Origin of the sequence: Streptomyces sp. NPDC006487 (assembly GCF_042870555.1) — a bacterium.
Lineage (GTDB): Bacteria > Actinomycetota > Actinomycetes > Streptomycetales > Streptomycetaceae > Streptomyces.
In genome coordinates this window covers 238,809-250,958 of sequence record NZ_JBIAHN010000013.1, presented here as the reverse complement: position 1 = coordinate 250,958, position 12,150 = coordinate 238,809, and the positions used below count along the sequence as shown (strand labels likewise).

Sequence of the window (12,150 nt, the reverse complement as noted above, 5' to 3'; positions counted from 1 at the left end):
ATCGACCCCGGCCCGTCGCGTCCGACGTCCGCGTCCCGCGTCCGCGCCCGGCTCAGAGCCGCCGCAGCCGCTCCACCGCCTCCTCCAGGACGTCGGTGCGCTTGCAGAAGGCCCAGCGGACGTGGCTGGCCCCGGCGGCCTTGTCGTCGTAGAAGACCTGGTTCGGGATGGCCACCACTCCGCAGCGTTCCGGCAGGGCCCGGCAGAAGGCGAGGCCGTCGCGCTCGCCGAGCGGGGTGATGTCGGTGGTGACGAAGTAGGTGCCCTGCGGGCGGAAGACCTCGAAGCCGGCCGCCGCGAGGCCGTCGGAGAGGAGGTCGCGCTTGGCGGCCAGGTCCGCGCGGAAGGAGTCGTAGTACGCGTCCGGGAGGTCGAGGGCCTCGGCGATCGCGTACTGGAACGGGCCCGAGGACACGTACGTCAGGAACTGCTTCGCCGAGCGGACCGCCGTGACCAGCTCGGGCGTCCCCGTCACCCAGCCGACCTTCCAGCCCGTGAAGGAGAAGGCCTTGCCGGCGGAGGAGATGGTGACCGTGCGCTCGCGCATGCCCGGCAGGCTCGCCAGCGGCGTGTGGGCACCCTCGAAGACCAGGTGCTCGTACACCTCGTCCGTGATGACCAGCAGGTCGCGGGAGACGGCCAGCTCCGCGACCGCGGCCAGCTCGGCGGGGGTCAGGACGGTGCCCGTCGGATTGTGCGGTGTGTTCAGGAGCAGGAGGCGGGTGCGGGGGGTGACCGCGGCCCTCAGCGCGTCCACGTCGAGGCGGAAATCGGGGGCGCGCAGGGTCAGCGGCACCCGGACGGCCCCGGCCATCGCGATGCAGGCGGCGTAGGAGTCGTAGAAGGGTTCCAGGGCGATGACCTCGTCACCCGGTTCCAGCAGGGCCAGGAGCGAGGCCGCGATGGCCTCGGTGGCTCCGGCGGTGACGAGCACCTCGGTGTCGGGGTCGTGAGCGAGGCCGTAGAAGCGCTGCTGGTGGGCGGCGATCGCCGTACGCAGCTCCGGGACGCCGGGGCCCGGCGGGTACTGGTTGCCCCGGCCGTCCCGGATCGCGCGCGCCGCGGCCTCGGCGATCTCGGCGGGGCCGTCGGTGTCGGGAAAACCCTGGCCGAGGTTGATCGCCCCGGTGGCGGTGGCCAGGGCGGACATCTCCGCGAAGATCGTCGTGCCGAAGGCCGCCAGCTTGCGGTTGAGGAAGGGGCGGGCGGGGCCGTTGCTGCGTTCGGGATCGCTCATGGGCGCAATCCTGCGGGGAAGCTCTGGACTTGCTCAAGTGTGCTTTGGGCCGCGTAGGCCGCGGGCATCCCCCCAGCACGCGGGACGACAGGGGATCCCGCACCCCGGGGAACCGGGGGAGCTGAGAGGGGTCGGGGGATGATCCTCGGAATCGTGATCTTCGTGGTGGTGGTCGTGGCGATCGTCGTGATGGCGGTCAAGGCCGGACGTGGGGGCGGCGGGGGCCGGGGCGGCGGCAGCGGGGACGCGGGCTGGTGGGCCGGGAGCGGCTCAGCAGGTTCCTCCTCCTCGTGCGGCTCCTCCTCGTCCAGCTGTGGTTCGTCCTCCTCCAGCTGTGGTTCGTCCTCCTCGTCCTGCGGCGGCGGAGGATGCGGTTCCAGCTGACTCGGGGGAGCATGGATCCGTGGACGATGGCTTCCGCCTCCGGACCGCCTTCGTACCGCTTCCCGCATAGGTGAGGCGCCCGCCGGGCACAACTTCCGTCGGGCGTCTTCTTGTTCGGACGTCACGGCCGCGCATTACGGCGTACGGGCGGCATGTCGTTGAACACGTGAACTGTGTAGCCCCCGAGGGGATGTAAACCCCTGCAACTTGGGTAAAAACGCTGTGAGTGCCGTGCCTTTCATGATTCCCTCGGTTGAGTAGACCAGTCCTCGGACCTCCCTGGACTTCCTGTGGACCCGTGCCGGTGTCCCCCCACCCGTTGACTACCGCTGGCGGGCCCCGGCCCATCTCCCTCGCGCGTTTGCGGAGCCGACTCATGCTCACGACCCTCCAGACCACCTATACCGACACGCGTGCCGCCGATCTCGCCTGGGCCCTGGGTCGGGAGCGGCTGCCCGCCCTGGCCGTACTGAACCTCGAACTGGGTGGCGCGAAAGTGGAGTTGCGCCTGCTCGGGGCCTCCCATCAGGTACTCCTGGAGGAGGGCGACGTGCTCTGCTCCGAAACCGTCGCCTGTATGCCCGGCAGCAGCACCCCGCTTCCGCTCGGCGTGGCCAAGCGCGTCGGCGACTGGGAGTACGAGTTCGCCGCGCGGGTCGAGAACCTCTCGCGCGGCTCCTTCGCCGGGCGGGCGCAGGAGCTGCTCGCGCTGGTCGCGGACCACCCGAACGGGCTCGCCGGGACCTTCCCCGGCAGCCCGCACGCCTTCACCGCCATGCTCGCGCAGCGCTACGAGGGCCAGGTGCGCTGGCGGACCTGGCACGCGTACCCGCAGGAAGGGCAGTTGGTGGCCACCCGGACCCGGGTCGGCGTACGGGCGGCCGGTCCGACGGGTGCGGGTACGGGCGCGGTGGCCGCCGCCGCGGAGGCGACCATGGAGTCGCCGGTGCTGATCTAGACCGCCGGCGCCGATCCGGGGTGCCCGGGGTGCCCGGGGTGCCCGGGGTGCCCGGGGGGTGCGGAGTAGCGGAGTTGCCGGACGGTTACGCCAACTGCCCGAACCAGTGCGCCACTTACACCCATGTGGGTGACCGGATGCGAGCAGGCGGTGACGTACGGTTCGCTTCATGATCGACCGTTCCACCCCGCGCGGGGTGCTTCGCACCCGGTGGCGCCGCCCCCCGGCTCCGGAGCCGCGCGGTGTGGGCCGCGTCCAGGCCGTCCTGCCGGTACGGCCCAGGACCGGCCGACTCCTCGTCCTGGCCACCGTGTTCGTCTGCGCCGCCTGCGGGCTCGTATACGAACTCGAGCTGCTCGCCCTCGGCTCGTACCTCATCGGCGACTCCGTCACCCAGGCCTCGGTCGTGCTGTCCGTCATGGTCTTCGCCATGGGCGTCGGATCCCTGCTCGCCAAGGCCCTGCGCGCCCGCCCCGCCTTCGGCTTCGCCCTCGTGGAGGCGGGCCTCGCCCTGCTCGGCGGGCTCTCCGCCATAGCGCTCTACGCCAGCTTCGCCTGGCTAGGGGAGTCCCGGCCCGCGCTCGTCGCCTTCTCCTTCGCCATCGGCGTGCTCATCGGCGCCGAGATCCCGCTCCTGATGGTCCTCATCCAGCGCATCCGCAGACAGGACGCGGGCGGCGCCGTCGCCGACCTGTTCGCCGCCGACTACGTCGGCGCCCTCGTCGGCGGCCTCGCCTTCCCCTTCCTGCTGCTGCCCGTCCTCGGCCAGCTCACCGGGGCCATGTTCACCGGCACCGTCAACGTCATCGCCGGCGGCGGCCTCGTCCTGTGGCTGTTCCGCCGGGACCTGAGCCGCCGTGCCCGCTGGCTGCTCATCGGCGTCAACGTCACCGTCCTCACCGTCCTGGGCTGCGCCACCGTCCTCGCCGACGACTTCGAACGCGTCGCCCGCCGCGCCGTCTACGGCGGCGAGGTCCGCGTCGCCGTCCAGACCGGAGTCCAGGAACTCGTCCTCACCGGCCCTCCGACCGGATCCCCGCGCTCCCTCGAGCTCTTCCTCGACGGCCGCCTGCGGGTCAGCGGCTACGACGAGTACCGCTACCACGAGGCCCTCGTGCACCCCGCGATGACCGGTCCGCACACCCGCGTCCTGGTCCTCGGCGGCGGAGACGGCCTCGCCGCCCGCGAGGTGCTGCGCTACCGCGACGTCGCCTCCGTCACCGTCGTCGAGCTGGACCCCGGAGTCGTACGGCTCGCCCGGACGGACCCGATGCTCTCCGCGCTGAACGGGCGGGCGTACGAGGATCCGCGCCTCGGCGTCGTCACCGAGGACGCCTTCCGCTGGCTGCGCGCACCCGCCTCCCGGGACCGCTTCGACGTCATCGTCTCCGACCTGCCGGACCCCGGGATCACCCCCAGCACGAAGCTGTACTCGCAGGAGTTCTACGGGCTGGCCGCGCGGGCCCTGCGCCCCGGCGGGCGGTTCGCCGTCCACGCGGGGCCGCCCGGCACCAGGCCCCGTACCTACTGGACCGTCGAGGCCACCCTGCGCGCGGCCGGCCTGCGCACCGCCCCCTACAGCGCGGGCGGCCGCCTCTCGGGCTTCGCCGCCGGCCCCGACCGGGTGCTCGGCGCGGCCTCCGCCTCCGCCGCGGCGCTCCCGCAGGACTGGGGCTTCGTCCTGGCGGCCCGCGAGGACGTGCCCCGGCTGCGGGTGGACCGGGAGACGCCCGCCCTGCGCTCCCTGTCCACGCGGTCCCTGGCCGACGCGGCCCGGGACACGGAGCGCACCCGGGTGGCGGGGCTCCCGCCGTCGACGCTGCCGCACCCGAGGTACTCGTAGCCGGGGCAGGTGTGCCGGGGTACGCGTGCCGGGTACGCGTGGCCGGGGTACTCGTGGCCGGGCGGTCGCGTCGGTAGGCTCGTCCGCATGGAGCATCAGGTGTTCGTACCGGTCCCCTCCGCCGACGTCCGCGCCGTGCTGCGCGACCCCGCCCGGCTGGCGCGATGCGTGCCGGGGCTCCAGCAGGACGCCGATACCGAGGCCGGGCCGCTGTCCGGCCGGCTGAAGGTGCGGGTCGGTGGGCACACCGTCACCTACCGCGGCACCCTCTCCGTCACCGAGCAGGACCCGGACCGCTTCACCCTCGCCGGAGAAGGCGCCGAAGTGCGGGGGAGCGGGACCGTCAAGCTCTCCCTCGCACTGCGCCTGACCGGGGCGGACGGGGGCACCCGGCTGGAGTTCACCGCCGAGTCCGCCGCCGACGGCCGCGCCGCCGCCTTCGCCCCCGGCGCGGCCGCCACGGCCGCACACCGGCTCCTGGACCGCGCCGCCGGGCACCTCGCGGCCCTCGCGGGCGACGGCGCCACCGGGCCCGACGCCGCGGGGCCGGCCGACGCGGCAGCGGCGGCCGGCGGGGACCCGGAGCACTTCGACACCGATGCCGATACCGACGCCGGTGTCGGTATCGGCCCGGACCCGGACTCCGGCCCGGGGTTCACCGAGGTCACCGCGTCCGTGTTCGACACCGAGGTCCCGCCCCCGTCCCTGGACCCGTTCCTGGAGGGCACCTTCGAAGGCATGGCCGACCTCGGTGACCTCGGTGGACCGCCGCGCCCGCCGGCCGAGGCCGCGCACGCCCGCCGCACGATGATCGGCCGCAGCGCGGAGGAGGTCGACCACGCGCCCCCGCGCGGCCGCTACGCCCCGGTCCCGGCCCCCACCTCCGCCTCCGCGAACGCCAACCTCCGCTGGATCGCCCCGGCCGCCGCCGTGGCCGTGGCCTCGGCGGTCCTCCTGGGCCGCGCCCTGCGCCGCCGCCGCTGACCCGGGGAACTCGCCCGCTTCCCGGCGCGGACCTGATCACCCCGTCGGGCTGACTAAGGTCATGGCATGAGTACGCAACTGCGCGCCGGCGGCGCCGAGGTGACCATCGACCAGGAGAACGGCTGCCGGATCAGCAGTCTGCGCATCGACGGGACGGAACTGCTGCGGCAGGGGGACCACTACGGGTCCTTCCCCATGGTCCCGTGGTGCGGCCGGACCAGGGACGGGCAGTTCCAGGACGGGGCGACCCTGCACCAGCTTCCGCTCAACCATCCCCCGCACGCCATCCACGGCTTCGGCCGCGACGCCGCCTGGCGCCGCGCCCGGGCCACTGCCGCCGAGGCCGCCTTCACGTACCCGCTCGCCGACCCGTGGCCCTACGAGGGCCTGGTCACCCAGATCTTCGAGCTCGGCGAGAACGCACTGACCCTGACGCTGGGCATCGAGACCTACCAGGACTCCTTCCCGGCGCAGGCCGGCTGGCACCCCTGGTTCCTGCGCAACCTCGGCGGGGGCGGGTCCGACGTACGCATCGACTTCGAGGCCGCCTGGCAGGAGGAGCGCGGAGCCGACCACCTCCCCACCGGCAACCGCATCGACCCCAAGCCGGGCCCCTGGGACGACTGCTTCGGCATGCCGTACGGGGTCGACGTCACCCTCACGTGGCCCGACGCCCTGGAGCTGAAGGTCACCAGCCGCTCCGAATGGGTGGTCGTCTACGACGAGCAGCCCGAGGCCGTCTGCGTGGAACCGCAGTCGGGCCCGCCGAACGGACTGAACACCCTGCCGCAGTTGGTCACCCCCGTGGACCCGCTGGAGATCTCCACGACGTGGACGTGGCGGCGGCTCGGTTAGTGCCCAATTAAGCTCGGGGCCATGAGTGACGTACGCGATGCGCTTCTGCAGCAGATCAAGGACAAGGCCGTCGTGCACGGCAAGGTGATCCTCTCCTCCGGCCGCGAGGCCGACTACTACATCGACCTCCGCCGGATCACGCTGGACGGCGAAGCCGCCCCGCTGGTCGGCCAGGTCATGCTGGACCTCACCGCCGACCTGGAGTTCGACTGCGTCGGCGGCCTGACCCTGGGCGCCGACCCGGTGGCCACCTCGATGCTGCACGCCTCCGCCGCGCGCGGGGCGCGCCTGGACGCCTTCGTCGTCCGCAAGGCGCAGAAGGCGCACGGCATGCAGCGCCGTATCGAGGGCACCGACGTGAAGGGCAGGCGCTGCCTGGTCGTCGAGGACACCTCGACCACCGGCGGTTCCCCGCTGACCGCCGTCGAGGCGGTCCGCGAGGCCGGCGGCGAGGTCGTCGCCGTCGCGACGATCGTCGACCGCGGCGCGGCCGGCGCCATCGCGGCCGCCGGCCTGCCCTACCTCACGGGCTACCAGCTCGATGACCTCGGTTTGTCCTAACCCTCGGACAGTGGGTCGTGCTTCCGCACAACTGGTGACTTAGGTCCCCGGAAGTCCGGAAGTGGGCTCTGACCTGCGGCTTTCCGGCCGGGGGGAGTGTTTCACGTGAAACACTCCCCCCGGATCGGCCCGCGCGGCACCGCCACGGAGGTGGAGTGGGGGCGCGAGTCTGGAAAGATGGGGACGACGGCAACGTCGCCCCCAGGTCAGGGCCCGCAATAAGCACACTCCCCGCACATCCAAGGAGCGGACAGATGCCCATCGCAACCCCCGAGGTCTACAACGAGATGCTCGACCGGGCGAAGGCAGGCAAGTTTGCCTACCCGGCGATCAACGTGACCTCGACCCAGACCCTGCACGCTGCACTGCGCGGCTTCGCGGAGGCCGAGAGCGACGGCATCATCCAGATCTCCACCGGTGGTGCGGAGTTCCTGGGTGGCCAGTACAACAAGGACATGGTCACCGGCGCCGCCGCCCTGGCCGAGTTCGCGCACATCGTGGCCGCCAAGTACGACATCACCGTCGCGCTGCACACGGACCACTGCCCCAAGGACAAGCTGGACACCTACGTCCGCCCGCTGATCGAGATCTCGGCCGAGCGCGTGGCCCGCGGCCTCAACCCGCTCTTCCAGTCGCACATGTGGGACGGTTCCGCCGAGACCCTGGCCGACAACCTGGCCATCGGCCAGGAGCTGCTCGCCAAGGCCGCTGCCGCGAAGATCATCCTCGAGGTCGAGATCACCCCGACCGGTGGTGAGGAAGACGGCGTCAGCCACGAGATCAACGACGAGCTCTACACCACCGTCGACGACGCGCTGCGCACCGCCGAGGCCCTGGGCCTGGGCGAGAAGGGCCGCTACCTGCTGGCCGCCTCCTTCGGCAACGTGCACGGTGTCTACAAGCCGGGCAACGTCGTCCTGCGCCCCGAGCTCCTCAAGGACCTCCAGGCCGGCGTCGGTGAGAAGTACGGCAAGTCCTCCCCGTTCGACTTCGTCTTCCACGGCGGCTCGGGCTCCACGGCCGAGGAGATCGCCACCGCGCTGGAGAACGGCGTCGTGAAGATGAACCTCGACACCGACACCCAGTACGCCTTCACCCGTCCGGTCGTGGACCACATGTTCCGCAACTACGACGCGGTCCTGAAGGTCGACGGCGAGGTCGGCACCAAGTCGAAGTACGACCCCCGCACGTGGGGCAAGGCCGCCGAGGCCGGCATGGCCGCGCGCGTCACCGAGGCCTGCGCGAACCTGCGCTCCACGGGCACCAAGCTCAAGTAGCAGCGGCTCACGCGGCAGCGGCTTTCCCGGGAGGGCCCGGCTCCACCGTCCACGGACGGCGGGGCCGGGCCCTTCCCGTAGGCCCGCATCCCCCAGACTGTGGGCATGTCTCTTCACCAGAACCTCCTCGGGGGCCCCGCCCCCACCCACCTCCCCGACGAGCCGGGCATCGCGGCCATCGCCGCGGGCACCCCCGCCGTCGAGGTGGCCGCCGCGCACCCGACCTCCTCCCTCGCCTGGGCCCTCCTCGCCGACGAGGCCTTCGCGGCCGGCCGCACGGTCGAGTCGTACGCGTACGCCCGTACGGGCTACCACCGCGGCCTGGACGCGCTGCGCCGTGCCGGCTGGAAGGGCCACGGCCCGGTGCCGTGGGAGCACGAGCCGAACCGCGGCTTCCTGCGCGCCCTGAACGCCCTGGCCCGCGCGGCCGGTGCGATCGACGAGAAGGAGGAGTACGAGCGCTGCTCGACCTTCCTGCGCGACTCCTCCGAGACGGCCGCGGACGTCCTCGCGGTCTGAGGCCCACGGTCTGAGGTCTGAGGGCTCTAAGGGCTCTGAGGCCCAGGCCCGACGCCTTCGGCGCCCGTTCCCGGGCGGGTTCCCGCATGGGGCCCGCCCGGTCGCGGAAGGTGACGTGCGCCACTGACTATTGAAGCCCTGCGGCACGACGGTCTTATGATGCGGACAGGGGACCGGAGCTCCACTCACCTCACCGGAAGGAGCGGACCGCTACCCGGAAGCACGTATCGAGGAGACAGCGATGTCGCACGCCCTTGATGCCTCCGGAGACGGCGGTTCGGACACTCCGAACCTCGACTTCGCCGGCACGACCCCCTACGAGGACTACGTCCAGGCGGACGTCCTCACCCACCTCCAGCACCTCCGCTCGGACGACCCGGGCGAGATGGTCTTCCTGGTCACCACCCAGGTCATGGAGCTGTGGTTCACGGTCATCGTCCACGAGTGGGAGACCGCCTCGAAGGCGCTCCGCGAGGACCAGCTCCCCGTCGCGATGGACGCGCTGAAACGATCCCTCCGCGAGCTGGAGGCCCTCAACGCCTCCTGGCGCCCCCTCGCCCAGCTGACCCCGGGCCAGTTCAACGCGTACCGCGCCGCCCTCGGCGAGGGCTCGGGCTTCCAGTCGGCGATGTACCGCCGGATGGAGTTCCTGCTCGGCGACAAGGCCGCCTCCATGCTGGTCCCGCACCGCGGCGCCCCGCGCGTCCACGCGGAGCTGGAGAAGGCCCTCCAGGAGCCCAGCCTCTACGACGAGGTGCTGAGCCTCCTCGCCCGCCGCGGCCTCCCCGTCCCGCAGTCGGTCCTCGACCGCGACCTCTCGCAGCGCTACGAGCCCTCTCCCGAGGTCGAGGCCGTCTGGACGGCCCTGTACGCGGCCCCGGACGCCCACCTGGACCTGCACCGCCTCGGCGAGGTCCTCACCGACGTCGCCGAGCTGGTCTGGCGCTGGCGCAACGACCACCTGGTCGCCACCCGCCGCGCGATGGGCGCGAAGACGGGCACGGGCGGCTCGGCCGGCGTGACCTGGCTGGAGAAGCGCGCCCAGAAGAACGTCTTCCCGGAGCTGTGGACGGCGCGCAGCCATGTCTGAGCGGACCGCCGGCCCGGGCCCGGACCTCGACCTGGCGGCCCGCGCCGAAGCCCTGGACGCGGCCGACCCCCTCGGCAAGCTCCGCGACCGCTTCGCCCTTCCCGAGGGCGTGGTCTACCTCGACGGCAACAGCCTCGGCGCGCTCCCCGCAGGGGTGGCCGCCCGGCTCGCCGAGGTCGTCACGGAGCAGTGGGGCACTCGCCTGATCCGCTCCTGGACCGAGGGCGAAGCCAATTGGTGGAATGCCCCCGAGCGCATCGGCGACCGGATAGCCCCGCTGGTCGGCGCCGCCGCCGGCCAGGTGGTCGTCGGCGACTCCACCAGCGTCAACCTCTTCAAGGCCCTGGTCGGCGCCGCCCGGCTGGCCGCGCCCGGCCGGACCGAGCTGCTCGTGGACGCCGCCACCTTCCCCACCGACGGCTACATCGCCGAATCGGCGGCCCGGATGACGGGCCTGCGCGTCGTCCCGGTCGACCCGGCCGCCGCTGCGGGGGCGATGGGCCCGGACACCGCCGTGGTCCTCCTCAACCACGCCGACTACCGCACCGGCCGCCTGCACGACCTGCCCGCCCTCACCGCGGCCGCGCACGCCGCCGGGGCGCTCGTCGTCTGGGACCTGTGCCACACGGCCGGGGCGCTGCCCGTGGGCCTCGACGCGCACGCGGTGGACCTCGCGGTCGGCTGTACGTACAAGTACCTCAACGGAGGCCCCGGCGCCCCCGCGTACCTGTACGTCGCCGCCCGCCACCAGTCCGCCTTCGACTCCCCGCTGCCGGGGTGGAACGGTCACGCGGACCCGTTCGCGATGATTTCCTCCTACGAGGCCGCGCAGGGCGTGGCGCGGGCCCGCGTCGGCACCCCGGACATCCTGTCCATGCTCGCGCTGGAGGCCGCCCTGGACGCCTGGGACGGTGTCGCGGTCGAGGACGTCCGTGCGAAGTCCCTCGCGCTGACCGACTTCTTCCTCGACTGCGTGGCGGCGTACGTCCCGGCGGGCAAGGTCGAGCTGGTCACCCCCACCGGGCACGAACAGCGCGCCAGCCAGGTGTCGCTGCGCACCGAGAACGCGGACGCGGTCATGCGCGAGCTGATCTCGCGGGGAGTGATCGGGGACTTCCGCGCCCCCGATGTCCTGCGCTTCGGATTCACTCCGCTGTACGTCGGCTTCGCGGACGCGGAACGTGCGGCACGCGCACTGGGTCACATTTTCGGGTGAACCGGTAGCGAAACGTCACATCACCGCGCGGGCGGGGCTACGGCCCCGCCCGCGCCGGTATCCGCTCCGCCCGCCACGGAGGGGACCGTTCCGGCCTGATACGGTCCCGCTCTGCCGGAACACCGGAACACCAGTCCCCCTTGTCCCATGCGTTACCGGAGGTTGAGCCGATGACGGACCCCGCAGTCGAACGGGACGCCGCCGAGGCCGCCTCGGCCTTCTCCCATCCGCCCGTAGTCCCCGACTCGACGGCCGCCTACGGTGAACACCCCGACCAGATCGTCGACTTCTACGCCCCGCGCGGGGAACGGGCGCAGCCGGGCGTCGCGCGTTCCGCCCCGCTGGTCGTCGTCCTGCACGGCGGGGCCTGGCGCGGCCCGTACGACCGGCAGCACATCACCCCTTTCGCGGACTTCCTGGCCCGCCGGGGTTTCGCCGTCGCCAACATCGAGTACCGACGGGGGAGTTCGTTGCCCCACCAGGACGCCGAGGGCCCCGTGGCGGGCCGCTGGCCCGAGACCTTCGACGACGTGGCCGCCGCCCTCGACGCCCTGCCCGGCCTGGCCGCCGACAGCCTGCCGGAGGCGGACCCGCGCCGCACGGTCCTGACCGGCCACTCGGCCGGAGGCCACCTCGCACTGTGGGCAGCGGCCCGCCACGTGCTCCCGTACGACGCCCCGGCCGGCTGGAGGCTGCCCTCGCCGCCGCTGCTGCGCGGCGTGGTGGCGCTGGCCCCGATCGCGGACTTCACGGTCGCGGAGGAGCTCGGGGTGTGCGGGGGCGCCTCGGCGCAACTCCTGGGCGGGGCGTCCGGCTTCGCCGCGCGCCGCCCGTACGCCGACCCGGCGGCGCTGCTCCCGACGGGCATCGCCACGGCGGTGGTCCAGGGGCGGAGCGACATCGTGGTCCCGGAGGCGGTGTCCGAGGCCTACGTGGCGGCGGCCGCGCTGGCGGGGGAGATGGTGGGGCTGACCCTGCTGGACGCGGTCGGCCACTTCCCGCTCATCGACCCGGCGGCGGACGCCTGCGCGGTGGTGGCGGAGGAGATCTCGCAGCTGGCCTGGTAGCGCCCGGCGACCCGGTGTCGGAGCCTCCGCTCTCTCCATCGATTCAATTTAAAGTGAAAGATCGAGCCAAAGACTCGAGCGTTCCACGGCATGCGAATCGCCAGGAGTCGTCTCGGCGAATCCCGCTATTTCAGGGCGAGTTGGCGCCAGGTTGGGGCG

12 protein-coding genes are annotated in these 12,150 nt (G+C 72.8%); 11 read left to right on the top strand and 1 reads right to left on the bottom strand.

Annotated features, from left to right (window positions below):
• Positions 1-52: 52 nt before the first annotated feature.
• The gene (locus ACFYM0_RS24285) at positions 53-1,237 is read right to left on the bottom strand and encodes a pyridoxal phosphate-dependent aminotransferase (RefSeq protein ID WP_388504730.1); all 1,185 of its coding nucleotides are present in this window, start codon (positions 1,235-1,237) and stop codon (positions 53-55) included.
• A 138-nt stretch (positions 1,238-1,375) separates the two neighbouring features.
• Between ACFYM0_RS24285 and ACFYM0_RS24280 the strand changes: the two genes are divergently transcribed.
• The 11 genes from ACFYM0_RS24280 to ACFYM0_RS24230 all read left to right on the top strand — a co-directional run bounded on the left by ACFYM0_RS24280 (position 1,376) and on the right by ACFYM0_RS24230 (position 11,991).
• Positions 1,376-1,621 carry a hypothetical protein gene (locus ACFYM0_RS24280; RefSeq protein WP_388504728.1) on the top strand — a complete coding sequence of 82 codons (246 nt, stop codon included), beginning with the start codon at positions 1,376-1,378 and terminating at the stop codon, positions 1,619-1,621.
• Positions 1,622-1,997: 376 nt separating this feature from the next.
• The gene (locus ACFYM0_RS24275; protein ID WP_388504725.1) at positions 1,998-2,579 is read left to right on the top strand and encodes a DUF2617 family protein; all 582 of its coding nucleotides are present in this window, start codon (positions 1,998-2,000) and stop codon (positions 2,577-2,579) included.
• Between the two features lie 169 nt (positions 2,580-2,748).
• Positions 2,749-4,422 (top strand): polyamine aminopropyltransferase, encoded by a 1,674-nt coding sequence (locus ACFYM0_RS24270; protein WP_388504723.1) that lies wholly within the window; start codon positions 2,749-2,751, stop codon positions 4,420-4,422.
• 87 nt (positions 4,423-4,509) lie between these two features.
• Entirely contained in the window at positions 4,510-5,406 is an 897-nt protein-coding gene (locus tag ACFYM0_RS24265; RefSeq protein ID WP_388504721.1) for a CoxG family protein, read from the top strand.
• Positions 5,407-5,472: 66 nt separating this feature from the next.
• Positions 5,473-6,261: an aldose 1-epimerase gene (locus ACFYM0_RS24260; protein WP_388504719.1), complete on the top strand. Its 789-nt coding sequence runs from the start codon at positions 5,473-5,475 to the stop codon at positions 6,259-6,261.
• Positions 6,262-6,282: 21 nt separating this feature from the next.
• The gene (gene pyrE / locus ACFYM0_RS24255; protein ID WP_388504717.1) at positions 6,283-6,822 is read left to right on the top strand and encodes an orotate phosphoribosyltransferase; all 540 of its coding nucleotides are present in this window, start codon (positions 6,283-6,285) and stop codon (positions 6,820-6,822) included.
• A 254-nt stretch (positions 6,823-7,076) separates the two neighbouring features.
• Entirely contained in the window at positions 7,077-8,099 is a 1,023-nt protein-coding gene (gene fbaA, locus ACFYM0_RS24250) for a class II fructose-bisphosphate aldolase (protein ID WP_112446238.1), read from the top strand.
• 105 nt (positions 8,100-8,204) lie between these two features.
• A complete protein-coding gene (locus ACFYM0_RS24245) occupies positions 8,205-8,618 on the top strand; it encodes a DUF3151 domain-containing protein (protein ID WP_388504715.1) in 414 nt (137 codons plus the stop codon).
• Positions 8,619-8,859: 241 nt separating this feature from the next.
• Complete coding sequence (locus ACFYM0_RS24240; RefSeq protein WP_388504713.1) at positions 8,860-9,708, top strand: tryptophan 2,3-dioxygenase family protein; 849 nt, start codon at positions 8,860-8,862, stop codon at positions 9,706-9,708.
• Complete coding sequence (gene kynU / locus ACFYM0_RS24235) at positions 9,701-10,924, top strand: kynureninase (protein ID WP_388504712.1); 1,224 nt, start codon at positions 9,701-9,703, stop codon at positions 10,922-10,924. The genes ACFYM0_RS24240 and kynU overlap by 8 nt, the downstream gene beginning before the upstream one ends.
• Positions 10,925-11,094: 170 nt before the next feature.
• Positions 11,095-11,991: an alpha/beta hydrolase family protein gene (locus ACFYM0_RS24230; RefSeq protein ID WP_388504709.1), complete on the top strand. Its 897-nt coding sequence runs from the start codon at positions 11,095-11,097 to the stop codon at positions 11,989-11,991.
• Positions 11,992-12,150: the final 159 nt, after the last annotated feature.